The organism is Pseudomonas sp. YQ_5 (genome assembly GCF_043103305.1).
GTDB classification, from domain to species: domain Bacteria; phylum Pseudomonadota; class Gammaproteobacteria; order Pseudomonadales; family Pseudomonadaceae; genus Aquipseudomonas; species Aquipseudomonas putida_Y.
Window position 1 is genome coordinate 1 of sequence record NZ_JBICJS010000112.1, and the last position, 24,451, is coordinate 24,451.

Genomic DNA, 24,451 nt, shown 5'->3' on the forward strand with positions numbered 1-24,451 from the left:
TGGGGGATTTGCGCGCGGGCGCTTTGGGGCATGTCGCGATATTGCGCCGAACAAACAAAACGGCCGCGCGCGCCTGTCACGGGCGTTACTGGCCCAAAACAGACGTAGGAGCGAGCGCAGCTCGCGATGCGCCGCGCGGGCGGCGCTCGATCTACCCGACACCCCAAAAATCAAGGCAAGCACCAGGCAGCCCTGGCACGACCTCCAGCCAGACGCAGGGCAAACATCAATGCCCAGCCGTCTTCGAAAACAGCTGAATCACCACCACGCCACCCACGATCATGGCCATGCCAAGCATCGCCGGCATATCCAGCTTCTGCCCATAGATCACCAGCGCCGCCACACTGATCAGCACAATCCCCAGACCCGACCAGATGGCATAGGCAATCCCCACCGGAATGCTGCGTACCACCAGCGTCAGCATCCAGAACGCAATGCCATAGCCAACCACCATCAGCAGCAGTGGCAACGGCGTGCTCAGGCCTTTCACCGCCTTCATCGAGGCGGTGGCGATGACTTCGGCGCATATGGCAATGGCGAGGTAGGTATAGGCATTCATGGCGGGATCCTCCGTTACTGAGCGGGCATTCTAGACGTTGCCTGGATGGGGTAAAGTCATTACCTATCAATTTGGGAGATAGGTTGATGGCCGAGCAGTGGAACCTTGAACAATTGCGTACCTTTCTGCGCGTTGCAGAACTGCGCTCGTTCTCCGCGGTGGCACGTGAGCAGCACAAAGCCCAGTCGGCGATCAGCAGTGCCATCGCGCTGCTCGAAACCGACCTAGGGGTCACCCTGTTCGAGCGCAGCAGCGGCCGGCAACCGAAATTGACTGAAAACGGCAGCGCCTTGCTGGAAGACGCCCGCGAATTGTTACGCCAGTGCGAACGCCTGGATGGCCGCGCCTTGGCCCTGATGCGCGGGCAGGAGGCCTTGCTGCGGGTCGCGCAGGACGAAGCCATGCCATATCAGCCGGTGATCGACAGCCTTGACGAACTGGCTAGCCGCTACCCGTTCCTGGAGGTGCAATTGGCCAGTGGAGCCCAAGGCGATGTGGCGCGCAAGCTGGTGGAGCGGCGCGCCGATCTGGGCCTGTTCTTCCTCCACGAAAGCATCCCGGCTTCCTTGGAACGCCGTGCCTTGGGCAGCGTGGAGATGGTCACGGTGTGCGCGGCCGGCCACCCGCTGGCAGGCGAAGGCCGGGTCACCCGCCAACAATTGGCCCGCCACCGGCAGTTGCTGATCACGCCACAACAAAGCGGCTACCCCGGCGGCGAGGCGATCAGCCCGCAGGTATGGCGTGCCGACAGCTTCTACGCCATGGCCGAACTACTGATGCGCGGCCTGGGCTGGGCCTGGTTACCCCGGCATGTGGTGCAGTACCCGACCTACCAGGCGCACATGGTCGAACTGGACAGCGATTGGCGGCCGCCGGCTTTGGTGGCGGAGCTGGCCTGGCGCCGTGATGAGCCTCTGGGCCCGGCCGCGCAGTGGCTGGCCGAGCGCTTTGCAGTGCACCTTCGCGCGATCGGGTAGAATTCGCCGCCATGAACAGAACTCTCTATACCTTGTTGTTTCACCTGGGCCTGCCGCTGGTTGCGCTGCGCCTGTACCTGCGCGCGCGCAAGGCGCCGGCCTATGGCCAGCGTATCGGCGAGCGTTTTGCTTTCAAGCTGCCGGCCATGCGCCAGGGTGGCATCTGGGTGCATGCGGTATCGGTGGGCGAGAGCATTGCGGCCGCACCCATGGTGCGTGCCTTGCTCAAGGCTTATCCGGAGCTGCCGATCACACTGACCTGCATGACCCCTACCGGCTCTGAACGCATCCGCGCCATGTTCGCCGACGAACCGCGCGTGCAGCATTGCTACCTGCCCTACGACCTGCCTTGGGCGGCGGGGCGTTTTCTCGAACATGTGCAGCCTAAGCTGGGCATCATCATGGAAACCGAGCTTTGGCCCAACCACATTCACCAGTGTGCCAGGCGCGGCATTCCGGTGGCGCTGGCCAATGCGCGCTTGTCCGAGCGCTCGGCCCGTGGCTATGGGCGCTTTGCCAGGCTCACCCGGCCGATGCTGGCCGAGATGAGCCTGATTGCCGTGCAAACCGAAACCGAGGCCCAGCGCTTCCGTGACCTGGGCGCACGCCCTGAGCGCGTGCAAGTCACCGGTTCGATCAAGTTCGACCTGAAGATCGACGAACAGCTGCTGCCGCGCGCCAAGGCATTGCGTGAACAGTGGGGGGGCGGCCAGCGCCCTGTGTGGATCGCCGCCAGCACCCACGAAGGTGAAGATGCCTTGATCCTGCAGGCGCATCGGCAGTTGTTGCAGGTGCATGGCGATGCCTTGCTGATCCTGGTGCCGCGCCATCCCGAGCGCTTCAATGCAGTGCATGCGCTGTGCAGCGAGCAGTTCACCACCGTGCGCCGCTCTGCCGGCACGCTGGTCGATGCGCAAACGCGGGTATTGCTGGGCGACACCATGGGCGAACTGCTGTTCCTGTATGCCCTGGCCGACATTGCCTTCGTCGGTGGCAGCCTGGTGCCGACCGGTGGGCACAATCCGTTGGAACCTGCGGCGCTAGCCTTGCCGGTGCTCATGGGGCCGCATGTGTTCAACTTCCTCGAAATCAGCGCGATGCTGCGCGAGGCGGGTGCGTTGCAGCAGGTGGATGATGCTGACGGGCTGGCCGGCGCGGTGCGCCGTCTGGTGGAACTGCCGCAGGATGCCCAGCGCATGGGCGAGGCGGGCAGGGCGGTGATGCGGGCCAATCAGGGGGCTTTGCAGCGATTGCTCGAGGGTCTGGGGGCCTTGATCCGCTGATAATCGACATATCCACTCAAAGACCCGGTCTAGAGTGGGTATGTCTGATTCTGGTTATTTATTCCTACGGCGTAAGTTATAACTTCCTACACTGGATTTCTTGCCGTTAGGAAACTTCCTACGAATAGACTTTAAAAGTCAGAAGTGTCACACGCTTGTGTCGGAAGCTTGTAGGACGTTTGTCCTATTGCTTCGGGCTAGTATCGCCTCATGTCCGGTTTTCATAAGAGGTGGCGTGATGGCTGATTTATCTGATGGCAATGCCAACACTATTGAAAGTGGGCTGGTGTGTCTTATCACGCTGGCGCGATACCATGGTGTTGCCGTCTCTGCCGAGCAGTTGCAGCACGATCATGCAGCAGCGGGTGAGCGTTTCTCTACCTGCACACTACTTCGGGAATTTCAGCAACTTGGCCTCAAGGCCAAACACCGCAGCGTCGATCCGGCCCGGCTGCAGCATACGCCCTTGCCCGCTATTGCAGTGGATACGCGTGGTGAATACTTCATCATCGCGCGTGTGGAGGGCGAGCAGGTTCTGGTGCAGGCCCCCCATTCCCGCGCGCCGCAAGCGCTGACCCTCGCGGAACTGGTGGTGCGCTGGTCGGGAGAACTCATTCTGGTTCGCTCCGATGCCCAGTTGCCCCTCGGGCTGTCGCGCTTCGACTCATCATCCGCCTAGCCCACAAAGCCATTGAAGATGAGAAGCGGGGATTGGTTTATAGCGCTCGAGTCCGCCTGGGTAAGGAAATAATGCGTGTAGGAAAGCAGGATGTTCCGTTGACGGCGGGTATGTCAGTGCGTGCGGAGGTTATTACGGATAAGCGCAAGGTTATAAGTTATTTCCTAAGGCCTTTGCGGAGACATGTGCAGGAAAGTTTAACGGAGCGCTAAGTGATTACTTGTGAGGGCGATAACAGATGGACGCGAATCAGCTACGAGAAAAAAGCGGCTGGAGAATGCTGTACGAAATTATATGGAATGCACTGAGGGTTAGCGCAGCCGTCGCGTTGTGTCTTCCCGCGAGCTGTGTTGCTTTAGTAGTGGCGACTGTTGCTTTAAGCGAGAAATCGAAGCCGGTCGCACCCCCAGCACCAAAAGTATGTGGTGTGGTGTCCGGTGTTGTGTATGAGTTTTCAAGCGAATATGTTCCTTTCTGGCCGGAATATGAGGATAAAGGAAGTTATAAGAGAGGGGCTGGCGGCGTTGATAGAGGGTGTGAATCAAATTTATATTCTTTAAGTCTGGCCATGAACTGGCCTGAGTTAACACCGGGAAACTATTTCTCAGAGACGTTTAGTGGAATCGTAGTGACGATTGAACCATGGCCCGCCGGTGAGAGGGGACTGCGCGAAACCTTTGATTTTTTCATTTCCGAGGCAACTTATAAGCAACGAGAGGCCAAGGTGTTTGATAGACAATTAGGTTTGAATCGAGTGGAGGGTGTTGATAGCGTTTTCCCCAATTCACCACGGATGATTTTTTGGTCTGAAAAAAATGGGTACATGGAGCAAATTGGAAGGTGTAGTTGGAGTAAGTATAGGTCTAAATATCATCGATGTCATTTTAGATATTTGCTGGAGGACAGTAAAGCTATTGTAAAGATTGATTTTGGATGGGACGAATTAAGCGAGTGGGGTGAGATGGTGTCGCGTGTCAAGAGCTTCTTGGCATCTAATGGCGTGTAAGGGTAATTTTTAATGATGAAGCTAACCTCTTTTGATCAGGGACGGTAAGTGGAAATTAAAGTGGAGATGTTGACGTTTGCCAAGTACGGCGGTGTCCAAGGGGGTGGAGAGTATTTCTGATGACGATATTGAAGATGAGCGGCTCGGCCTGATGTATAGCGCTCGAATAGAGCTGACCAAGGAAATTTTACGCGTAGGGGATAAAGACGTACCGTTGACGGCAGGCATGGCTGTGCGTGCAGAAGTGATTGTGGATAGGCGCAGGGTTATCAGTTTCTTCTTGAGTCCCCTGCAGCGGCATGCAAAGGAAAGTCTGAAGGAGCGGTAAATGAAATATAAAAATGCGTGCATTGTATATAGAGCGGCTTGGAACTTGCTGCGGATCTGTAGTGCAATAATTTTGGCTAGCATGGCGAGTTGCTGTGCTGTCGGTCTCGGTGGTTCAGATGCGTTTGGGGCTGGGAGCAGCATTTCCGTGTTGTGCGAAAGAAATTTTGAAAAAGTTTATGCATTGTCTGAAGCGAAGTTTGCTTAGTGGCTGATATGGGTAGACTGGCTCTAGGGAGGGGTGATGATTAGTTGCAGGTATATCTTTCTCTTTGTGAAGGTGCTGTTCGGAAAGCTAATTGCGCTGTGTAGAAGATTTGGTTTGGTGCTGTGGGGTTTTAGCAAATTGTTGTTGTTGCTAAGTGTGGCGTGGTTGTTGGTCGCCATTGTTATTACCCCGACTTGGGCGCCGAAGAAGCTGACGACCCCTAATCCAATGGTGTGTGGAAAGATCTCGGGTGTTGTTTATGAGCTCCCTAGGAAGTATGTGATCTATTGGCCTGAGTATGAGGGTAAGAGTTCTTGGGAGCCGGGATTTACAAATAACAAAAAAGGCTGTGGTGCAAACTTGGTGTCACTCTATATGGCAATGAGTTGGCCGGAGATGCAGCCCGTCTCTTACGGTGAGGCGACGTCTTTTCGCTTTGATGGGATATCGGTCGCAATTGAGCCTTGGCTGCATGGGGAAGCAGGGTTGAGAAAACAGCTCCAGCATTACCTTCGTGAAACACCTGCGGCTGTAGTTCAGGCTAGCAAGCTGAACGAAGATCTCGGTCTAAATTTTCTTGAGGGAGTTGATAGTGCATTTCCTAATCAGCGCAAGGGCTTTTTCTGGCTGGAGACCAAGGGGCGCATGCAATACATCGGTTATTGCAACTGGGTGGAGCCCAAGGCCAATTACTCGCGTTGCTATTTGGAGTTTTTGATACCCGGAGGGGATGCAATTGTTAATGTGGAGTTTTTATGGGGGAGGCTTGGGGAGTGGCATAACATTGCTTTGGAAGTGGGTGAGTTTTTCATGAATGCTGTGAGGTATGGGGTCGATAAATGATCAGGATGGAAATGTCCGATGTGGAAGAGGCGCGTCAGGCTTAGCGTGGTAAGAGGGCTGGCTCTTGTGAGTGTTGATTTTTTGCGAGGTGAGTTGAGGTGTGTGGTTAATAGAATTGAAGAATTGCAAGGCGAGGTGTAAGGCAAGGAGAAAGGAAATGATCAAAGTTAGATTCAGTCCTCTTTTGGTTGCATGTCCGAGAAAGCTTGAAGGAGCGCTAAGTCATTATGAGAAAAATACCATGTTTGTTTTTCCTATGGGCTTGGAGTTTTTTGAGGCTTTGCTCCGCTGTACTCTTGTTGATTCCCGTGCTGATGATGATAGTTGTGGCCTGGAAGAGCGAACCTTGGAATCCAGGGGAGAAGGTAACGTTTGATCCTTTCGTGTGCGGCAGAATTTCAGGGGAAGTGTATAAGTTCTCGAGGTTGTACTTTCCATTTTGGCCAGAATATGAGGGTAAGAGCTCTTTTGATTCTGGCTTTATTTATAACAAAAAAGGCTGTGACGCAAACCTAGTATCTGTATTTTTGTCAATGACCTGGCCAGAGCTCGAGCCGGCGGATGACAGTTTAGTGTTCCGGCAGGGCTTGGAGCATGAGGGGCTGTTGGTCGCAGTGGCCCCGATAACTGCAAGAGAGGGGGATTTACGGCGTCAACTCGAGTTTCTTTTGCGGAAAAGCCCAGCAGAAACAATAACGCTTGCAGAGTACGATGAGTCAAGCAGCCTCTATCGTGTAGAGGCGCGTGACACGATTTTTGAAAATCACAAGAAGCTTATCTATTGGCAGGGTGAGCACGATGACTTGGCTGCTGTGGGGTATTGCAGTTGGCGCCCGAAAGTGCCGAATTACTATTCGTGTGAAATGACCTTTGTGGTGTTTGGAGACGTACTAGTCGAGGTGATAATGCGCCCTGATAAGTTAATGCGGTGGTTGGAAGTGAGGCGCTCGTTGGTCGATTTTTTAATTAATAGCAGAAGATGAGGTGGCAAATGTCAGTGTTGACCAAAGAAGATATAGCGGCTGCGCGTAAAATTTTTGAGTCCAAAGGTGTTGGCGATATGTATGACTATATGGCTATGAAGGGGGATCGATATGCCGTACTTGCCAATGGCGTTGCTAACCGGTTGCCGTGCCAGAAATTTCCGCCCTTTCCGCAGGGGCGTCGCTGTTTGCTGTCGAGCACTCGCTACCGAACCTGGGGAATCTTGTTGATGCAATGGCTGCGTTCGCCCCTGAACCTGCGGGGCCTGCGCTAATTGGTGATATGTCGGCTCAACGCATCGACTCGACGATTGCCGTAGCCGCCTAGGCGTTGTCGTTCAGGGCTGGAGTGATTTTGGAGGCCTATCGCCAGCGAGCCAGCTCCCACAGGTGCATCATGCCTTCAGGCCTGGCACGGTACGTGTGGGAGTGGGCTTGCCCGCGAATGGTCCAGCCCCTATCTCAAGGCCTGCGCTCGAAGTTCTTGGCCGCTGCTGCCGCCAGGTCCGGTGGCAGGAAGTCCTTGTCCGGGTTGTAGTCAGGTTTCAGGTAGCGCTTCAGGTCCTGTAGGTCTTGCGGGCTCAGGGTGCCGGCTGCCTGCTTCAGGCTCAGGTTGTCGAGAATGTAGTCGTAACGGCTATTGTTGTAGTCGCGCACCGAGGTGTACAGCTGGCGCTGGGCATCAAGCACGTCGACGATGTTGCGGGTACCGACCTGGTAGCCGATTTCGGTGGCTTCCAGCGCGCTTTGGTTGGAAATGATCGACTGCTTGCGCGCCTGTACCTGTTCCACATCGGTGTTCACTGCGCGGTGCAGGTTGCGGGTGTTTTCCACGACCTGGCGGCGCAGGCTTTCACGCTGTTGCTCGCTCTGGCTCAGGCGCTGGTAAGCCTCGCGTACCTGCGAGCTGGTCAGGCCGCCGCTGTAGATCGGGATATTCAGTTGCAGGCCAACGCTGGTCTGCTCGACGTCGCCGCTGTAGCGCACCCCCAGTTGCGATGGGTTGGTAAAGCCGAGGCTGTCGTTGTCACCCTTCTGGTACTTGGCCACGGCGTCCAGGGTCGGGGCATGCCCGGCCTTGCGCTGACGCAGGGTCTCTTCTGCGGCAGAAACCGCGTAGTTGGTGGCCAGCAGGTTGAGGTTCTGGCGCCCGGCGGTTTCGACCCAGGCTTTGGCATCGTTGGGCGTTGGCACTTGTACCGGCAGGCTATGCACTACGCCTTGGATAGAGGTGTACTCACGGTTGGTCAGGGTCACCAGGGCCTCGAAGGCATCCTGCACCTGGCGTTCGGCGATAATCCGGTTGGCGCGTGCAGTGTCATAACTGGCTTGGGATTGCAGCACGTCGGTCTTGTCCGAAAGGCCCACGTCGAAACGCTCGTTGGACTGGTCCAGCTGGCGCTTGAACGCGGCTTCTTCTGCCTTGGTGGCGGCCAGGTTGTCCTGGGCGCGGAGGACGGCGAAGTAGTTTTGCGCGGTTTGCAGGATCAGGTTTTGCTCGGTCGCCGACAGCTCCAGTGCTGCCTGTTCGTTGACGGCTTCGGCGGCTTGCAACTGGAACCAGCGATCAGCGCGGAAGATGGGCTGGGCCAAAGTTGCGCTCCAGGAGTTGCCGCTGCGATTGGACGTCATGGAAGGCTCGTCCAGCTTGGTGCGGGTGTTCATCATCTCGGCACCGGCCGACAGGTTTGGCAGCAACCCGGCGCGGGCCTGCGGCACCACTTCGCGGCGCGCCCCGTAATCGGCGCGTGCGGCAGCCAGGTCGGCGTTGTTGTCCACTGCCTCCTGGTAGACGCTGACCAGATCGGTCTTGACTGTCGAGGGCACGTCCGCTGCCCAGACCACTCCGTTGGACGCACAAGACACGGCTATCGCCAGTGAGAGTTTGCGCAGCATAGAGGCAATCCTTGTACGAAATTTAATTACTGAACTGTTGAGTATCGAACGATGGGCCAGTGTAGTGCCATGCGCACCCGGCAACAATCGCTCGGTGTGCCTTTCATCATCCGCGCATTTACCTGCTTGGCTTTGCCGACCACTCCAGTCTAGACTGCGCATGTTCTTGTCGGGGTGCCTTGAAGCAAAGGCTGAGATCGCAGAGGTGCGGATCCCGTTGAACCTGATCAGGTTAGCGCCTGCGTAGGGAACAAGATTGCTCACCTTCCCGGGGAGCCTCTTGTGCCAGGTCCGGGATTGTCACAGCTGCATACAGCTTCAGGCACCCCCATATCCGGCACTGCACCCAAAGAGGGTGCGTCCGCGCGTTTCAGGTTCACCCCGACATTCCACTGCTAGGAAGCCGTCAGGAGAGCCTGTGATGACCAAACAAGAAAAAACGATCAACCTCAGCGAATCGGCACAAGTCGATCAGCAGTCCGTACAACCGTTCCCGCGTTCGCGCAAGGTGTATGTCGAAGGCTCGCGCCCGGACATCCGCGTCCCCATGCGTGAAATCAGCCTGGATGACACCCCGACCGATTTCGGCGGCGAGGCCAACGCCCCGGTGCTGGTGTATGACACTTCTGGCCCGTACACCGACCCCGATGTGATCATCGACGTGCGCAAAGGCCTGGCCGATGTGCGTTCGGCTTGGATCGAAGCCCGCGGTGACACCGAGCGCCTGGAAGGCCTGAGCTCCGACTTCGGTCAGCAGCGCCTGAACGATGCAGAGCTGGCCAAGCTGCGTTTCGCCCATGTGCGCAACCCGCGCCGGGCCAAGGCCGGCGCCAACGTCTCGCAGATGCACTATGCCCGTCAGGGCATCATCACCGCCGAGATGGAATACGTGGCCATCCGCGAAAACATGAAGTTACAGGAGGCCCGCGCCGCCGGCCTGCTGAATGAGCAACATGCCGGCCACAGCTTCGGGGCCAACATCCCGAAAGAAATCACCCCTGAATTCGTTCGCCAGGAAATCGCCCGTGGCCGCGCGATCATTCCGGCCAATATCAACCACCCGGAAGTAGAGCCGATGATCATCGGCCGCAACTTCCTGGTGAAGATCAACGGCAACATCGGCAACAGCGCCCTGGGTTCCTCGATCGAGGAAGAGGTGGCCAAGCTGACCTGGGGCATCCGCTGGGGCTCGGACACGGTCATGGACCTGTCCACCGGCAAGCACATCCACGAAACCCGCGAGTGGATCATTCGCAACTCGCCGGTGCCGATCGGTACCGTGCCGATCTACCAGGCCTTGGAAAAGGTCAACGGCGTGGCAGAGGACCTGACCTGGGAACTGTTCCGCGACACCCTGATCGAGCAGGCCGAACAGGGCGTGGACTACTTCACCATTCACGCCGGTGTGTTGCTGCGCTATGTGCCCCTGACCGCCAAGCGGGTCACCGGCATCGTCAGCCGCGGTGGCTCGATCATGGCCAAGTGGTGCCTGGCGCACCACAAGGAAAACTTCCTGTACACCCACTTCGACGAAATCTGCGAAATCATGAAGGCCTACGACGTCAGCTTCTCGCTGGGCGACGGCCTGCGCCCTGGCTCGATTGCCGACGCCAACGACGCCGCGCAATTCGGTGAGCTGGAAACCCTCGGCGAGCTGACCAAGATTGCCTGGAAGCACGACGTGCAATGCATGATCGAAGGCCCCGGCCACGTGCCGATGCAATTGATCAAAGAGAACATGGACAAGCAGCTGGAGTGCTGCGACGAGGCGCCGTTCTACACCCTCGGCCCACTGACCACCGACATCGCACCGGGTTACGACCACATCACCTCGGGTATTGGTGCGGCGATGATCGGTTGGTTCGGTTGCGCCATGCTCTGCTACGTCACGCCGAAGGAGCACCTGGGCCTGCCGAACAAGGACGACGTCAAGACCGGCATCATCACCTACAAGATCGCCGCGCATGCCGCCGACCTTGCCAAGGGCCACCCGGGTGCACAGATTCGCGACAACGCCTTGTCCAAGGCGCGTTTCGAGTTCCGTTGGGAAGACCAGTTCAACCTGGGCCTCGACCCGGACACCGCCCGTGCTTTCCATGACGAGACCCTGCCGAAGGAATCGGCCAAGGTCGCGCACTTCTGCTCGATGTGCGGGCCGAAGTTCTGCTCGATGAAGATCACCCAGGAAGTGCGTGAGTACGCTGCCAAGATCGAGGCCGTGGATGTGACGGTCGAGCAAGGCATGCGTGAGCAGGCCGAGCGGTTCCGCCAGGAAGGCAGCCAGCTGTACCACAAAGTCTAAACCGCAGCACCTTACCCTGTGGGAGCGGGCTTGCCCGCGAAGCAAGCACTGCGGTGCATGGCACCGGCTTTGCCGGTGTTCGCGGGCAAGCCCGCTCCCACAGGGTGGTGCATGCCACTCACCATCATTCCTGCGGACATGACAATGACATCACCCAGCCAGTTCTCTCCCGACCATCCAATCCCCATCCAGCAGCGCATCTTCGGTGCTCGCGACCTGTTTTCATTGTGGTTTTCCCTCGGCATCGGCCTGATGGTGCTGCAGGTCGGTGCCATGCTGGCGCCAGGCCTGGGCCTTGCTGGCGCAGTGCTGGCCATCGCCCTGGGCACCGGTGTCGGTGTGCTGTTGCTGGGCGCCGCCGGGGTTATCGGCAGCGACACCGGCCTGTCTGCCATGGGCACCCTGAAACTTAGCCTGGGCAGCCATGGCGCGCGCTTGCCGGCGCTGCTCAACTTGCTGCAACTGGTGGGTTGGGGCGCCTTCGAGATCATCGTCATGCGCGATGCCGCCAGCTTGCTGGGGGCGCGGGCGTTCGGTGAGGAGAGTGCCTGGAACAGCCCCATGCTCTGGACCCTGTGTTTTGGTGCCCTGGCCACCCTGTTGGCCGTCAGCGGGCCACTGGCCTTCGTGCGCAAGGTGTTGCGCGCCTGGGGTATCTGGTTGTTGCTGGGCGCTTGCCTGTGGCTGACCTGGAACCTGTTCGCCAAGGCCGACCTGGCCGAACTGTGGAACCGTGCCGGGGATGGTTCGATGTCGCTGGCGGTTGGCTTCGATATCGTCATCGCCATGCCGCTGTCCTGGCTGCCGCTGATCGCTGACTACTCGCGCTTTGCCCGCAATGGCAAGCATGTGTTCGGCGGCACGGTCGTTGGCTACTTCATTGGCAACACCTGGCTGATGAGCCTGGGCGTGGCCTACACGCTGGCGTTCGCCGCCAGTGGCGAAGTCAATGCGCTGTTGCTGGCCCTGGCGGGCGCCGGTATGGGGATCCCGCTGCTGCTAATTCTGCTGGACGAGTCGGAAAAGGCCTTCGCCGACATCCACTCGGCGGCGGTTTCCACCGGTGTGCTTATACCGCTGAAGGTCGAGCACCTGGCGTTGGCCATCGGCGTGTTGTGCACCCTGATCGCCCTGTTGGCGCCACTGGCACAGTACGAAAACTTCCTGTTGCTGATCGGTTCGGTGTTCGCGCCGCTGTTCGGCGTGGTGCTGATGGACCACTACGTGGTCCGTCGACGCCGTCTGCCAGCGCAGGTCAATGGCTTGCACTGGCAGGCGTTGGTGGCCTGGTTTGCCGGGGCGGTGGCCTATCACCTGATTGCCGCCAAGGCGCCGGAACTGGGCGCGACCCTGCCAGCATTGCTGCTGGCAGGTGTGCTGCATGGGTTACTGAGCCTCAGCCGCGGCCGGGAAACAGCTCAGGCTTGAGTACGCCATTCAGGCGCGGGTAGGGGATCTTCAGTTCCACGTGGCCCATGGAGTAGGGCGCGATGGCATAGACCTCGTACTTGACCACTACCGCGCCGTACGTCAGGGCGACGTGCGGCGATTTCTTGAATGGCCAGGTCTTGACGAACTCGGCATCCTTGTCCATGCCCACGCTCATCAGCCAGGCGCGGTGCGATTCTTCGACGGTTTTCCAGAAGGTGTCTTCCTGGCCGGGCACCAGCATGTCCTGCAGGGTCAGCACCTTGTCCAGCTTGCGTGAATAGTTGATGAAGCCGCGGCCGGGCATGCCGTGGGCGCCACCGCTGTCCAGGTAGCTGGACAACTCGATGATCACCAACCCGTCATGCTGTTCGCGTACCTTGGCTTGCAAGTAACTGCTGTTACGTTTGTCGGCGCTGGCCAGATATTGCTGTTCGTAGGCCTGCAGGGTGCCTGGCGCGGTGCCATGCTGATTGTCTTCGGTCAGTTGCAGCAGGCGTTTTTCGACGATGCCGTCGAGCTTGGGCAGGGCCGGGAAGTGGATCATGTCGATGTTCACCAGCGGGCAGTCGCTCTCGCTGCAGCCGGGTTTGACGTGCTCCCAGGCGTCGCGCTTGACCTCGAGCGGGGCCCGGTAGTTGGGCGTGAACAGGCTCTGGCAGGCGCCCAGAGCGAGTGCCAGCACGGCCACGGAAGTCAGTTTGACAAGTGTCATGATGATCCTTGCAGAACAGGGAAAAGTCGGCCTTTGACCGTCTGCGCGGCCTTCAGTTCGCCACTAAGCTAACAGAGTGAAGGGCTGCTGTCCCGAGTGCGCCAGCGGTTGCTGGAAAGGGATGAAACCAACAGGCGTGCGGAGTAGGATGGCGCGAAGCAGTATTCGAGGTAATGAGGATTTCCATGTCAGACGCGTTGAACGCTGTGCCCAAGGGCTTCGAAATCATCGAGCGGGCCAATTGCTTCCAGGGCTTTTACAAGCTCGACAAGTTACGCCTGCGCCACGAGCTATTTGCCGGTGGCATGGGGCGCGAGATCAGTCGCGAGCTGTTTGTGCGCCACGATGCGGTATGCGTGCTGCCTTACGACCCTGCGCGCGATGAAGTGGTGCTGATCGAACAGTTCCGCGTGGGCGCACTGGACAAGGTCGCCAACCCTTGGCTGATCGAGATGGTTGCCGGGCTGATCGACAAAGACGAGCAGCCCGAGGAAGTCGCCCATCGCGAGGCCGAAGAAGAAGCAGGCCTGACGTTCAGCGCCCTGTGGCCGATGACCCGCTACTTCCCGTCGCCAGGTGGCAGTGACGAATACGTTCACCTGTTCCTCGGCCGTTGCAGCAGCGAGGGCGCGGGAGGGCTGCATGGCCTGGAAGAGGAGGGCGAAGACATTCGCGTACGCGTGTGGTCGTTCGAGGATGCCCTGCAGGCGGTGCGCGACGGGCGCATCTGCAACGCGGCAACCATTATTGGCCTGCAATGGCTTGCGCTGAACCGTGACGAAGTAAGAGGTATGTGGAAGTGAACCTGCTGCGCGAGCGCTATCGAGTCGACCTGGTCGGGCTGCAGGCAGCCTGCGAGGCCAACTACGCCCGGCTGATGCGCTTGCTGCCCGACATGCGCACCACCCAAAGCTCGCGCCGCATCGGCATGACCCAGGGTGATCAGATGCTCGGCGTGCTGGTGCTCGACGTGGTGCTGGCCTGCCCGTACACCACCACCCTGCATGTGCGCCAGGAACACAGCCTGCCGTGGTTGCCAGTCCCGCACCTGGAAGTGCAGGTGTATCACGATGCGCGCATGGCCGAAGTGGTCAGTGCCGAACACACCCGGCGCCTGCGCAGCATCTATCCGTATCCAAACGACGCCATGCACCAGCCGGACGAAAAGGCCCAGCTCAACCTGTTCCTGGGTGAGTGGCTCAGTCACTGCCTGGCCTGCGGCCACGAATTGGCAAGTGTTCGCTGAATTGTGACGTGAGTCGGTTGCGGGTGTTTGCTCGTCACCGTCGCCCAGCCATAATTCCCGCTGAATCCATTCGAGGAGATGGCCGTTGTCGCCGCCAGACCAATCCCGCCCTGTGCACGTGGTGCAACTGACCGATGCCCACCTGTTCGCCGACCCGGCTGGCAGCATGCTGGGCCTCAATACCCGTGACAGCCTGCGCCACGTGGTGGCCCAGGTGCGGCGCGAGCAGCCGCTTGTCGACTTGCTGCTGTGCACGGGCGACCTGTCCCAGGATGCCAGCGTGGCATCCTATGAAGCGTTTCGTGAGCTGACCGCACCGTTTGCCGTACCCACCCGCTGGTTGCCGGGCAACCATGACGAGGCTCAGGTGATGGCGCAGGTGGTGCCGGAGCTGGTGCAGGCGGTGACTGATATCGGCGCGTGGCGGGTGGTCATGCTCAACACCGCCGTGCAGGGTGCTACCCACGGGTTTCTGCAAGATGACCAGCTGGCCGTGCTGGAAGCCGCCTTGAAAGAGGCTGGTGAGCGGCATTGCCTGCTGTGCTTCCACCATCAGCCGGTGGACATCGGCTGCGCCTGGATCGCGCCGATCGGCTTGCGCAATGCCCAGGCGCTGTTCGATATCGTTGAAGGATATCCACAGGTACGGGCTTTGTTATGGGGGCATGTGCATCAGGAATGGGATGAGGTCCGAGAGGGGCGGCGCCTGCTGGCCACACCGTCGACCTGTATTCAGTTCGCGGCGCGCAGCGAGGGCTTCCAGGTGAGCGAAGAGCATCCGGGGTACCGCTGGTTGCGCCTGCATGCTGATGGGCGGCTGGAGACCGGGGTGGCGCGGGCGCTGGATTTCGAGGTGCAGCTCGACTTCGACAGCCCAGGGTATTGAGCAGGCCGCGTCAGCCTGCCGGAAATGTATTGCGAAATCCGTGGCACTGCGTCAAAACCCGGCGAACGCGCTACACTGCGCGTCCCTGCGCCCGCATTATCAGGCGCGAAGCCACAGATTCCGGGGGCAGCATGTCGGGTTCCATCCTCTATATCCATGGCTTCAACAGCTCACCGCTTTCGACCAAGGCGCGTCAGCTGGAGGCAGTCATGCAGCAGCTCGGCCTGGCCGACCAGTTGCGAGTGCCGGCCCTGCACCACCACCCACGGCAAGCCATGGCCCAGCTCGAAGCGGCTATCGCCGAACTGGGTGCGCCACTGCTGGTGGGCAGTTCGCTCGGCGGCTACTATGCCACCCATCTGGCCGAGCGCCATGGCCTCAAGGCCCTTCTGGTCAACCCGGCGGTAACCCCGCACAAGCATTTCGACGGTTACCTGGGCACCCAGCGCAATCATTACAGCGGTGAAACCTGGGAGCTGACCCACGATCATGTGCAGGCCCTGGCCGAGCTGGAAGTAGTAGCCCCGGCCGATGCCGACCGCTATCAAGTGTGGCTGCAGACCGCCGATGAAACCCTGGACTACCGACACGCCGAGCGCTATTACCGTGCTTGTGCACTGCGTATCCAGGCCGGTGGCGACCACAGCTTCCAGGGCTTCGCCGAGCGCCTGCCGGCACTGCTGGCCTTCGCCGGCATTGCCCGTGGGCAGTATGCGGCGCTCGATTTTTCTGTATTTTGACTTTTTTGCATTCACCAGACTGACGACGAGACCCTATGGCCAATCCCAGCGCTAGCGCCTATAACGCAGACGCCATCGAAGTCCTCTCGGGCCTTGATCCGGTCCGCAAGCGGCCGGGCATGTACACCGACACCAGCCGCCCCAACCACCTGGCCCAGGAAGTCATCGACAACAGTGTCGACGAAGCACTGGCCGGCCACGCGCGTTCGGTGCAGGTAATCCTGCATGCCGATCATTCGCTGGAAGTCAGCGACGACGGCCGCGGCATGCCGGTGGACATTCATCCGGAAGAGGGCGTGTCCGGGGTCGAGCTGATCCTCACCAAGCTGCACGCCGGCGGCAAGTTCTCCAACAAGAACTATCAGTTTTCCGGTGGCCTGCACGGGGTGGGCATCTCGGTGGTCAACGCCCTGTCGACCCAGGTGCGCGTGCGCGTCAAACGTGACGGCAACGAATACCAGATGACCTTTGCCGATGGCTTCAAGGCCAGCGAGCTGGAAGTGGTCGGCTCGGTCGGCAAGCGCAACACCGGCACCAGCGTGTACTTCAGCCCCGACCCGAAGTACTTCGACTCGCCCAAGTTCTCCATCAGCCGCCTCAAGCACGTGCTCAAGGCCAAGGCGGTACTGTGCCCAGGGCTGCTGGTCAGCTTCGAGGACAAGGCCAGCGGCGAAAAGGTCGAATGGCACTACGAAGACGGTCTGCGCTCTTATCTGGTCGACTCGGTCAACGAATTCCAGCGCCTGCCCGACGAGCCGTTCTGTGGCAGCCTGGCGGGCAACAAGGAAGCGGTTGACTGGGCTTTGCTGTGGCTGCCCGAAGGCGGCGACAGCATTCAGGAAAGCTACGTCAACCTGATCCCCACCGCCCAGGGCGGCACCCACGTCAACGGCTTGCGCCAAGGCTTGCTGGATGCCATGCGTGAGTTCTGCGAGTTCCGCAACTTGCTGCCGCGCGGGGTGAAGCTGGCGCCGGAAGACGTTTGGGAGCGCATCACCTTCGTACTGTCGATGAAGATGCAGGACCCGCAGTTCTCCGGGCAGACCAAAGAGCGCCTGTCATCACGCGAGGCGGCAGCGTTCGTCTCCGGCGTGGTCAAGGATGCTTTCAGTCTGTGGCTCAACGCCCACCCCGAGCTGGGCATGCAACTGGCAGAACTGGCCATCAGCAACGCCGGGCGCCGCCTCAAGGCCAGCAAGAAGGTCGAACGCAAGCGCATCACCCAGGGCCCGGCATTGCCCGGCAAGCTGGCCGATTGTGCGGGCCAGGACCCGATGCGTGCCGAGTTGTTCCTGGTCGAGGGTGACTCGGCCGGTGGTTCGGCCAAGCAGGCGCGGGACAAAGAATTCCAGGCCATCCTGCCGCTGCGCGGCAAGATCCTCAACACCTGGGAAGTGGACGGTGGCGAAGTCCTGGCCAGCCAGGAAGTGCACAACATTGCCGTGGCCATTGGTGTCGATCCGGGTGCCACCGACCTTGCGCAACTGCGCTATGGCAAGATCTGCATCCTCGCCGACGCTGACTCCGACGGCCTGCACATCGCCACACTGCTGTGTGCGCTGTTTGTTCAACACTTCCGGGCACTGGTCGAGGCTGGGCATGTTTACGTGGCCATGCCGCCCCTGTACCGCATCGACCTGGGCAAGGAAATCTACTACGCCCTCGACGAAGCCGAGCGTGACGGCATCCTCGACCGCCTGGTGGCCGAGAAGAAGCGCGGCAAGCCGCAGGTAACACGCTTCAAGGGCCTGGGCGAGATGAACCCGCCGCAGTTGCGCGAAACCACCATGGACCCGAACACCCGACGGCTGGTGCAGTTGACCCTGGACGACGTAGAAGCCACCTGCGAGCTGATGGACAAGCTGCTGGCCAAGAAGCGCGCCGGTGACCGCAAGAGCTGGCTGGAAACCAAGGGCAACCTGGCCGAGGTCATGGTTTGATTCGGCAAGTACTTGCCGTTTGCCTGGCGCTGGTTGCCCTGCCTTGCCTGGCGGGCAACTGGCCAGAGCTGAAGATGAAAGCCGAGCACCCGATCGACGGTATGCGCGGTGGCAACCTGTCTGGTCTGGTGGAATGCCGGGGCGGGCTGTGGGGTGTGTCCGACCGTGACGACGACCGCATCTACCGCTTCGATCAGCAGAACCCCACCTGGCGCGCGCAGCCGCTCACCTTCACCCCGCCAACTGTCCCGGAAAGCGGCCTGCCATGGGGGTTGAAGTCACGCAACTGGGCGGCATCGTTCATTCGCGGTGGCGAGCTGGATTTCGAAGGCATCACCTGTGATCAGGCGGGTAACCTCTATCTGGTCAGCGAGGCGCATGCCGCGGTACTGCAATTGCCGCTGGAAGGTGAGCCGGACTGGTTGAGGATAGACTCGGCCATGGTGCGCCAGGCCCGGGCAAGCGGCATGCTGCTGAACTTCAATGCCCTGTTCGAAGGCGTGGCGATCAACCCGGCGGGTGACCGCCTGTGGCTGGCCGCCGAGCGTGAGCGCCGTGGCCTGGTGGCCATTGAGCGCCGGCAATCGGTATGGACCTGCGGGCGCAGTTGCGTGCTGCTGAGCGAGGCCGGGGTCGAGATGCAACCGGAGCAAATGCCCAATGCCAGTGCGCTGTCGCGCGACTTCGCTGACCTGGCCTGGTTCGAGGGCAAGCTGTTTACCCTTGAACGTAACGCTTACCGGGTGTGCCGGCGTGATGCCGACAGTGGCAAGGTCGAGCGTTGCTGGTCGTTTGCTGCTGATGCGCTGGTCGAGTCACGGCGCTACGCGCAGCCGTTTGGCCTTGCCGAAGCACTGGTGATCGATGCCAAGGGTGCCTGGATTGGCCTGGACAACAACAACAGCGCCCGTGCCGATGGCGAAACCCGCCCGATCGTCTGGCGCTTCGACGCCCCGCAAGGCGGCTGGAGCGCCAAACCATGAGCCAGGCGCCGGGCAAGCGCGCGGGCAGGGTGCTGATGATCGTCGCCTGGGCGGCGGCGCTGTTTCTTGCCACGCGCTTTTTCGGCCAGTGGGAAGACAGCCAGCGTAACCCCAATAGCCAGGTGCAATCCGAGCATGGTGCAGGCTTTATCGAAGTGCGCCTGCTGAGTAATGGCCAGGGCCACTTCGTGGTGGATGGTGCCATCAACGGCCAGGTGGTGCATTTCATGCTCGACACCGGCGCCACCGACGTGGCGATCCCGGAGGCGTTGGCTCATGAACTGAGCCTGGAGCGCGGTAGCCCGGTGCTACTGAGCACCGCCAACGGCCGCACCGAAGGCTACCGCACGCGCCTGGCCAGCCTGCAACTGGGCGATATCCGCCTGCAGAACGTACGCGCCATCGTGGTGCCGGGCCTGGACGGGCCCACCGTACTGCTGGGCATGAGTGCCCTGCAACAACTTGAATTTACCCAGCGCGGTGGCACCATGCTGCTGCGCCAGAACCTGAAATAATGACGAGGCCCGCATGAGCGACTCACTGGAACTCAGCCTGGACGGCGTTGAACGCCGCTCGCTGGCTGACTTCACCGAACAGGCCTACCTCAACTATTCCATGTACGTGATCATGGACCGCGCACTGCCGCACATCGGCGACGGCCTGAAGCCGGTGCAGCGACGCATCGTCTACGCCATGAGCGAGTTGGGGCTCGACGCCGATGCCAAGCACAAGAAGTCGGCGCGTACCGTCGGTGACGTGCTCGGCAAGTTCCATCCCCATGGCGACTCGGCCTGCTACGAGGCCATGGTGCTGATGGCGCAGCCGTTCAGCTACCGCTACACCCTGGTCGATGGCCAGGGTAACTGGGGTGCGCCGGATGATCCGAAGTCGTTCGCCGCCATGCGCTATACCGAGGCGCGGCTGTCGCGCTACGCTGAAGTGCTGCTCAGCGAAGTCGGCCAGGGCACCGTGGACTGGGTGCCGAACTTCGACGGCACGTTGCAGGAGCCGGCCGTGCTGCCCGCGCGCCTGCCCAATATCCTGCTCAACGGTACCACCGGTATCGCGGTGGGCATGGCCACCGATGTGCCGCCGCACAACCTGCGAGAGGTGGCCAGTGCCTGTGTGCGACTGCTCGATGAGCCCAAGGCAACCATCGAGCAGTTGTGCGAGCACATCCAGGGGCCGGATTACCCGACCGAGGCAGAGATCGTCACGCCGCGGGCAGAAATTCTCAAGATGTACGAAAGCGGCCGCGGCTCGATCCGCATGCGCGCCGTGTACCGTGTCGAAGATGGCGACATCGTCGTCACTGCGCTGCCGCATCAGGTCTCCGGGGCCAAAGTGCTGGAGCAGATTGCCGCGCAGATGCAGGCCAAGAAGCTGCCGATGGTCGCCGACCTGCGCGACGAGTCGGACCACGAAAACCCGTGCCGTATCGTCATCATCCCGCGTTCCAACCGCGTGGATGTCGACGAGCTGATGCAGCACCTGTTCGCTACCACTGACCTGGAAAGCACCTACCGGGTCAACGTGAACATCATCGGCCTGGACGGCCGTCCGCAGTTGAAAAACCTGCGAACCATATTGGTAGAGTGGCTGGAATTCCGCACCAACACCGTTCGTCGCCGCCTGCAGCACCGTCTGGACAAGGTCGAAAAGCGTCTGCACCTGTTGGACGGTTTACTCACCGCGTTCCTCAACCTGGATGAAGTGATCCACATCATCCGTACCGAGGAATACCCCAAGCAGGCCCTGATCGAGCGTTTCGAGCTGACCGAGATCCAGGCCGACTACATCCTCGAGACCCGCCTGCGGCAGTTGGCGCGCCTGGAAGAGATGAAGATCCGTGGTGAGCAGGATGAGTTGCTGAAGGAGCAAGCCAAGCTGCAGGCCCTGCTGGGGAGCGAGGCCAAGCTGCGCAAGCTGGTGCGCAGCGAGCTGATCAAGGATGCCGAAACCTATGGCGATGATCGTCGCTCGCCGATCGTAGCGCGTGCCGAAGCCAAGGCCCTGTCGGAAAACGAGCTGATGCCGACCGAGCCCGTCACCGTGGTGCTGTCGGAGAAGGGCTGGGTGCGCTGCGCCAAGGGCCACGATATCGACGCCACTGGCCTTTCCTACAAGGCCGGCGACGGCTTCAAGGCTGCCGCGGCCGGGCGTTCCAACCAGTTTGCCGTGCTTATCGATTCCACCGGGCGCAGCTACTCGCTGGCCGCCCACAGCCTGCCATCGGCGCGTGGCCAGGGTGAGCCGCTGACTGGCCGTCTGACGCCGCCACCGGGGGCGACTTTCGAATGTGTGTTGTTGCCTGACGACGATGCGCTGTACGTGGTGGCTTCGGATGCCGGTTACGGCTTTGTGGTCAAGGGTGAAGACCTGCAGGCCAAGAACAAGGCCGGCAAGGGCTTGCTCAGCTTGCCCAACGGGGCCAAGGTCATGACCCCGCGCCCAGTGGCCGATCGCGAGCAGGACTGGTTGGCGGCGGTGACCACCGAAGGCCGCCTGCTGGTGTTCAAGGTCAGCGACTTGCCACAGCTGGGTAAAGGCAAGGGCAACAAGATCATTGGCGTGCCGGGTGACCGGGTGGCCAGCCGTGAAGAATTTGTTACCGATCTAGCCGTGATTCCCGAAGGCGCGACCCTTGTATTGCAGGCCGGCAAGCGTACCCTGTCTTTGAAGGCGGACGACCTGGAGCACTACAAGGGCGAGCGCGGACGGCGCGGTAGCAAGCTGCCACGTGGGTTCCAGCGCGTCGATGGGTTGCAGGTGGAAGTGCCGGCATAACCGGTTGTAATGTCTGGAACGGCAATTTCAACGCCGTTTCGGGCAGAAATGCTGGAGTCGGACGGTTATTTCGCGGATGATATGCCCCTTGCGGTGCCGGCGTGGCCGTGTGCCCGTTTGAATATACATGTATCACTGCGGTGTGCCTTGTGGCAGCCGCCTGGATGGGATGATGAAATTTCTGCGCCTTCCATTTGCGCTGTTGATGACTGGCCTGCTGGGCCTTGGCGGGTGCACCATGCATCAGCCGGTTGCCCTGTATCAGCTCGACAGTGGTGATCCTGGCCAGCCTTCGCAGAGCGCGGGCATGGCCGTTGTACTCGGCCCGGTATCGGTGGCCGATTATCTTCAGCGTGAGACGTTCCTGCAGCGTCAAGCTGATGGCAGCCTGAGCGCGGCGACCGACGGTCGCTGGGCTGGCAGCCTTTCATCGGATATCGACCAGCTGCTGGTGCGTCAACTGGCCTGGCGTCTGGACAGCCAGCGCGTAGTGCTGGCCCCGGCAACTGCAGGCTTCAGCCCGGACGTGCAAGTGCTGTTGTCGATCACACGCCTGGACTCGGGCAAGAACCAGCCGGCCATTCTGGATGCCCAGTGGCGTCTGCTGGACCGCCGTGGCCATGTGCGTGACAACCGTATCATTCACCTCGAGCAGCAGCACGAGGGCAGTGAGTCGTCGCAGGTGCAGGCTCAGGGCCAACTGCTGCAAAAGCTGGCCGAACAGCTGAGCACAGCGGTGAAGCCGCTGGCCAACCAGCCGGCGATTGCCGAAGAAGCACCGAAAAAACCCGCTGCACCGACGCAGGTGAAGAAGGGGCCAGAGAAACCCAAAATCCCGATGGCCTCGCCGATTCGCACCGATATGGAAGTTTATCGGTTCTGATCAAACAGCAGATACAAAAAAGCCCGCATTCGCTGCGGGCTTTTTTGTATCTGCAATAAACCCGTCTGAAGCTCGGCGCGGTCTTTGTGGGAGCGGGTTTACCCGCGAAGCAGGCGACGCGTTGCATGGCACCGGCTGCGCCGGTGTTCGCGGGTGAACCCGCTCCTACGGGGGGAGCGCTAACGGCTGGATTTTGCGCCAGTCAAAGCAACCTGCCTGACTTAAGGCATACGCTGTAGATGTCGCGTATACCTGTCAGGCACGGTGCTCATGCATGCGCGCCAGTTGCCGTTCCAGCATTGACGGGTAGGGCTCCATGAGCCGCTCCACACAGCACGCGCCTTCGGGGCTGGCGATCGGGCGAATACGCGCACGCTGGCGAATCAGGGCGTCATCGTTGATCTGTCGTTCTACCAGCAACAGGTTGCGGCTGTGCTGCGACAGCGCCAGGGCATCCTGGACTTTCTCGGCAATCAGCAGGTCAACCAGCTCCAGCCCATGCAGGTCGTTGCCCAATACCAGGCCTAGCTGCAGTTGCAGGGTGATGCCGCTATCAGCCACCTCGATCTGCAGGGCGTGGCCCAGGGCACGCAATAGTTCGCCACAGCAAATGGCGTTGGTCAGGTAGTCCTCGCCACACTCGCGGCTGTGGAACAGCACCAGGGTGCTGCCGTCGTTCAGCGTGTGGGTTTCACCGTCGTAGAGCGAGGCCGCGTGCTCCAGGCAATCGCGGTAGCGCTCGGTCAGCTCGTCCAGGCGTGTACGTGGCAGGCGGCGCAGTTGCTCCTGCGAGCCCAGCTGCACGGCAAGTACGGCGCTGTACTGGGGCTCGTCGGACTCGACCTCTGCGTGGGCTTTGGGTGTAGTGTCATCGTCCAGCAGGCCGGCGAAGGCTGCGTCGTCATCTTCGTCTTCCAGGGCAACCTTGGCGCGCGGCACGGCTTTGGGTGCCGGGGCAGCTGCGTGCAGGTCGTCGAACTGCTCGTCATCTTCCTCGGGCTCCGGCTCCGGCTCTGGTGGCGGAGGCGGGGCCAGGCGTGCATGCAGCTGGCGGGCGATGTCGCCGATTTCGTCCTGGCGGTCGGTCGCCGGGGTATACGGCTGCGGGTCGCGCAGCCATACCCGCAGCTGCAGCAGTGGCAGGGTGATAAAGCGGCCCTGACGCAAGCTGAGGGCCAAGGCCAGGGCCAGCAGGATGGCGGCCAGAATGCCCATGCTCTGCAGGCTGATCAGCATCGGCTGCTGAAACTGGCTCATGTCCAGGCTGATGCGCAGTTGCCCGGCCGTCACGTCCTGGAACGTGATCTTGGTCTGGTACAGGCCTTCGGCCTCACCCAGCAGGCTGTTGCGCGGGCGCTGGCCGGCTTCGGCGAGGATGCGGTTATCCACGCTGAAGATTGCCGCATGGGCCACCAGCGGGTTTTTCACCAGGTTGCCCAGTAGCACGTTGAGGCTGAGGATGTCGTTGGACACCAGCAGCTCGGTTGCCGATGTGGCGGTCTGAGTGGTCAGGCTCTGGCCCAGGGCATCGGCCTGCTCATGCATGGCCTGCTTGAACTGCAGGCCCATTACGCAGGCGTAGATCACCAGCGCCAGCGCCACCAGGAAAATGTTGGTGCAGGCGATGCGCAGTGCCAGCGGCACGCGACGTTGACTCAGGGCGCGATAGATCATCAGGAAGAAATTGTCTGGTTTGACTGGCGTGGGCCGGTTCACAGAGCTCGGCTCTTAATGGCATGAAAGTGGGGGGAGTATAGCGAGCCGGGTTTTGTCGGCAAAG

At 60.5% G+C, this 24,451-nt stretch carries 23 protein-coding genes and 1 riboswitch; of the genes, 19 read left to right on the plus strand and 4 right to left on the minus strand.

Features of this window, described 5'->3' with window-relative positions; genetic code table 11:
• Window positions 1-226: 226 nt before the first annotated feature.
• On the minus strand, window positions 227-559 hold the full coding sequence (locus ACF8EA_RS24470; protein WP_004577390.1) for a multidrug efflux SMR transporter: 333 nt from the start codon (window positions 557-559) through the stop codon (window positions 227-229).
• 86 nt (window positions 560-645) lie between these two features.
• Between ACF8EA_RS24470 and ACF8EA_RS24475 the strand changes: the two genes are divergently transcribed.
• From ACF8EA_RS24475 to ACF8EA_RS24510, 8 genes are all read left to right on the plus strand, one after another.
• Window positions 646-1,536 carry a LysR family transcriptional regulator gene (locus ACF8EA_RS24475; protein ID WP_021783849.1) on the plus strand — a complete coding sequence of 297 codons (891 nt, stop codon included), beginning with the start codon at window positions 646-648 and terminating at the stop codon, window positions 1,534-1,536.
• Between the two features lie 11 nt (window positions 1,537-1,547).
• On the plus strand, window positions 1,548-2,819 hold the full coding sequence (gene waaA, locus ACF8EA_RS24480) for a lipid IV(A) 3-deoxy-D-manno-octulosonic acid transferase (protein ID WP_392523547.1): 1,272 nt from the start codon (window positions 1,548-1,550) through the stop codon (window positions 2,817-2,819).
• 238 nt (window positions 2,820-3,057) lie between these two features.
• Window positions 3,058-3,498 (plus strand): cysteine peptidase family C39 domain-containing protein, encoded by a 441-nt coding sequence (locus ACF8EA_RS24485; RefSeq protein ID WP_392523548.1) that lies wholly within the window; start codon window positions 3,058-3,060, stop codon window positions 3,496-3,498.
• A gap of 238 nt (window positions 3,499-3,736) precedes the next feature.
• A complete protein-coding gene (locus tag ACF8EA_RS24490) occupies window positions 3,737-4,504 on the plus strand; it encodes a hypothetical protein (protein ID WP_392523549.1) in 768 nt (255 codons plus the stop codon).
• A 91-nt stretch (window positions 4,505-4,595) separates the two neighbouring features.
• Window positions 4,596-4,832: a hypothetical protein gene (locus ACF8EA_RS24495; protein ID WP_392523550.1), complete on the plus strand. Its 237-nt coding sequence runs from the start codon at window positions 4,596-4,598 to the stop codon at window positions 4,830-4,832.
• A gap of 243 nt (window positions 4,833-5,075) precedes the next feature.
• A complete protein-coding gene (locus ACF8EA_RS24500) occupies window positions 5,076-5,882 on the plus strand; it encodes a hypothetical protein (RefSeq protein ID WP_392523552.1) in 807 nt (268 codons plus the stop codon).
• A gap of 227 nt (window positions 5,883-6,109) precedes the next feature.
• Window positions 6,110-6,865, plus strand: coding sequence for a hypothetical protein (locus ACF8EA_RS24505; RefSeq protein WP_392523554.1), 756 nt, complete (start codon window positions 6,110-6,112; stop codon window positions 6,863-6,865).
• Between the two features lie 8 nt (window positions 6,866-6,873).
• Complete coding sequence (locus ACF8EA_RS24510) at window positions 6,874-7,140, plus strand: hypothetical protein (RefSeq protein WP_392523556.1); 267 nt, start codon at window positions 6,874-6,876, stop codon at window positions 7,138-7,140.
• A 187-nt stretch (window positions 7,141-7,327) separates the two neighbouring features.
• On the opposite strand, the gene ACF8EA_RS24515 is transcribed toward ACF8EA_RS24510, so the two are convergent.
• Complete coding sequence (locus ACF8EA_RS24515) at window positions 7,328-8,761, minus strand: TolC family outer membrane protein (RefSeq protein WP_021783855.1); 1,434 nt, start codon at window positions 8,759-8,761, stop codon at window positions 7,328-7,330.
• A 160-nt stretch (window positions 8,762-8,921) separates the two neighbouring features.
• A riboswitch (TPP riboswitch) is annotated at window positions 8,922-9,028 on the plus strand.
• Between the two features lie 154 nt (window positions 9,029-9,182).
• Between ACF8EA_RS24515 and thiC the strand changes: the two genes are divergently transcribed.
• A complete protein-coding gene (gene thiC, locus ACF8EA_RS24520) occupies window positions 9,183-11,063 on the plus strand; it encodes a phosphomethylpyrimidine synthase ThiC (RefSeq protein ID WP_021783856.1) in 1,881 nt (626 codons plus the stop codon).
• 144 nt (window positions 11,064-11,207) lie between these two features.
• Window positions 11,208-12,491, plus strand: coding sequence for a putative hydroxymethylpyrimidine transporter CytX (cytX, locus tag ACF8EA_RS24525; protein WP_392523557.1), 1,284 nt, complete (start codon window positions 11,208-11,210; stop codon window positions 12,489-12,491).
• Here the strand turns inward: cytX and ACF8EA_RS24530 are convergent.
• Entirely contained in the window at window positions 12,460-13,206 is a 747-nt protein-coding gene (locus ACF8EA_RS24530) for an RsiV family protein (RefSeq protein ID WP_176683123.1), read from the minus strand. The two genes, cytX and ACF8EA_RS24530, sit on opposite strands and share 32 nt — an antisense overlap.
• A gap of 185 nt (window positions 13,207-13,391) precedes the next feature.
• Between ACF8EA_RS24530 and ACF8EA_RS24535 the strand changes: the two genes are divergently transcribed.
• From ACF8EA_RS24535 to ACF8EA_RS24575, 9 genes are all read left to right on the plus strand, one after another.
• Window positions 13,392-14,009 carry an NUDIX domain-containing protein gene (locus ACF8EA_RS24535; RefSeq protein WP_021783858.1) on the plus strand — a complete coding sequence of 206 codons (618 nt, stop codon included), beginning with the start codon at window positions 13,392-13,394 and terminating at the stop codon, window positions 14,007-14,009.
• On the plus strand, window positions 14,000-14,452 hold the full coding sequence (locus tag ACF8EA_RS24540) for a DUF1249 domain-containing protein (protein WP_003249480.1): 453 nt from the start codon (window positions 14,000-14,002) through the stop codon (window positions 14,450-14,452). Before ACF8EA_RS24535 ends, ACF8EA_RS24540 begins: the two co-directional genes overlap by 10 nt.
• 85 nt (window positions 14,453-14,537) lie before the next feature.
• Window positions 14,538-15,338, plus strand: coding sequence for a 3',5'-cyclic-AMP phosphodiesterase (gene cpdA / locus ACF8EA_RS24545; protein ID WP_392523559.1), 801 nt, complete (start codon window positions 14,538-14,540; stop codon window positions 15,336-15,338).
• A gap of 131 nt (window positions 15,339-15,469) precedes the next feature.
• Complete coding sequence (locus ACF8EA_RS24550) at window positions 15,470-16,078, plus strand: YqiA/YcfP family alpha/beta fold hydrolase (protein WP_392523561.1); 609 nt, start codon at window positions 15,470-15,472, stop codon at window positions 16,076-16,078.
• A 35-nt stretch (window positions 16,079-16,113) separates the two neighbouring features.
• Window positions 16,114-18,018, plus strand: a complete 1,905-nt coding sequence (parE, locus tag ACF8EA_RS24555; protein WP_003249486.1) for a DNA topoisomerase IV subunit B — start codon at window positions 16,114-16,116, stop codon at window positions 18,016-18,018.
• Window positions 18,015-19,001 (plus strand): esterase-like activity of phytase family protein, encoded by a 987-nt coding sequence (locus ACF8EA_RS24560; RefSeq protein ID WP_392523563.1) that lies wholly within the window; start codon window positions 18,015-18,017, stop codon window positions 18,999-19,001. Before parE ends, ACF8EA_RS24560 begins: the two co-directional genes overlap by 4 nt.
• Window positions 18,998-19,516: a TIGR02281 family clan AA aspartic protease gene (locus ACF8EA_RS24565; protein WP_021783862.1), complete on the plus strand. Its 519-nt coding sequence runs from the start codon at window positions 18,998-19,000 to the stop codon at window positions 19,514-19,516. The genes ACF8EA_RS24560 and ACF8EA_RS24565 overlap by 4 nt, the downstream gene beginning before the upstream one ends.
• A gap of 13 nt (window positions 19,517-19,529) precedes the next feature.
• Window positions 19,530-21,788 (plus strand): DNA topoisomerase IV subunit A, encoded by a 2,259-nt coding sequence (gene parC, locus ACF8EA_RS24570; protein WP_392520557.1) that lies wholly within the window; start codon window positions 19,530-19,532, stop codon window positions 21,786-21,788.
• A gap of 172 nt (window positions 21,789-21,960) precedes the next feature.
• On the plus strand, window positions 21,961-22,671 hold the full coding sequence (locus tag ACF8EA_RS24575; protein ID WP_233689513.1) for a membrane integrity-associated transporter subunit PqiC: 711 nt from the start codon (window positions 21,961-21,963) through the stop codon (window positions 22,669-22,671).
• A 255-nt stretch (window positions 22,672-22,926) separates the two neighbouring features.
• On the opposite strand, the gene ACF8EA_RS24580 is transcribed toward ACF8EA_RS24575, so the two are convergent.
• Window positions 22,927-24,387, minus strand: a complete 1,461-nt coding sequence (locus tag ACF8EA_RS24580; RefSeq protein WP_392523564.1) for a histidine kinase — start codon at window positions 24,385-24,387, stop codon at window positions 22,927-22,929.
• Between the last annotated feature and the right edge of the window lie 64 nt (window positions 24,388-24,451).

What these genes read in the sequence shown, in the direction of transcription:
- ACF8EA_RS24510 (WP_392523556.1), top strand. Translation starts at nt 6,874, where the DNA reads ATGTCAGTGTTGACCAAAGAAGATATAGCGGCTGCGCGTAAAATTTTT.
- parC (WP_392520557.1), top strand. Translation starts at nt 19,530, where the DNA reads ATGAGCGACTCACTGGAACTCAGCCTGGACGGCGTTGAACGCCGCTCG.
- ACF8EA_RS24505 (WP_392523554.1), top strand. Translation starts at nt 6,110, where the DNA reads ATGAGAAAAATACCATGTTTGTTTTTCCTATGGGCTTGGAGTTTTTTG.
- parE (WP_003249486.1), top strand. Translation starts at nt 16,114, where the DNA reads ATGGCCAATCCCAGCGCTAGCGCCTATAACGCAGACGCCATCGAAGTC.
- ACF8EA_RS24500 (WP_392523552.1), top strand. Translation starts at nt 5,076, where the DNA reads ATGATTAGTTGCAGGTATATCTTTCTCTTTGTGAAGGTGCTGTTCGGA.
- ACF8EA_RS24530 (WP_176683123.1), bottom strand. Translation starts at nt 13,206, where the DNA reads ATGACACTTGTCAAACTGACTTCCGTGGCCGTGCTGGCACTCGCTCTG.
- cytX (WP_392523557.1), top strand. Translation starts at nt 11,208, where the DNA reads ATGACATCACCCAGCCAGTTCTCTCCCGACCATCCAATCCCCATCCAG.
- ACF8EA_RS24470 (WP_004577390.1), bottom strand. Translation starts at nt 559, where the DNA reads ATGAATGCCTATACCTACCTCGCCATTGCCATATGCGCCGAAGTCATC.
- thiC (WP_021783856.1), top strand. Translation starts at nt 9,183, where the DNA reads ATGACCAAACAAGAAAAAACGATCAACCTCAGCGAATCGGCACAAGTC.
- ACF8EA_RS24485 (WP_392523548.1), top strand. Translation starts at nt 3,058, where the DNA reads ATGGCTGATTTATCTGATGGCAATGCCAACACTATTGAAAGTGGGCTG.
- ACF8EA_RS24490 (WP_392523549.1), top strand. Translation starts at nt 3,737, where the DNA reads ATGGACGCGAATCAGCTACGAGAAAAAAGCGGCTGGAGAATGCTGTAC.
- ACF8EA_RS24475 (WP_021783849.1), top strand. Translation starts at nt 646, where the DNA reads ATGGCCGAGCAGTGGAACCTTGAACAATTGCGTACCTTTCTGCGCGTT.
- ACF8EA_RS24535 (WP_021783858.1), top strand. Translation starts at nt 13,392, where the DNA reads ATGTCAGACGCGTTGAACGCTGTGCCCAAGGGCTTCGAAATCATCGAG.
- waaA (WP_392523547.1), top strand. Translation starts at nt 1,548, where the DNA reads ATGAACAGAACTCTCTATACCTTGTTGTTTCACCTGGGCCTGCCGCTG.
- ACF8EA_RS24565 (WP_021783862.1), top strand. Translation starts at nt 18,998, where the DNA reads ATGAGCCAGGCGCCGGGCAAGCGCGCGGGCAGGGTGCTGATGATCGTC.
- ACF8EA_RS24515 (WP_021783855.1), bottom strand. Translation starts at nt 8,761, where the DNA reads ATGCTGCGCAAACTCTCACTGGCGATAGCCGTGTCTTGTGCGTCCAAC.
- ACF8EA_RS24550 (WP_392523561.1), top strand. Translation starts at nt 15,470, where the DNA reads ATGTCGGGTTCCATCCTCTATATCCATGGCTTCAACAGCTCACCGCTT.
- ACF8EA_RS24575 (WP_233689513.1), top strand. Translation starts at nt 21,961, where the DNA reads ATGAAATTTCTGCGCCTTCCATTTGCGCTGTTGATGACTGGCCTGCTG.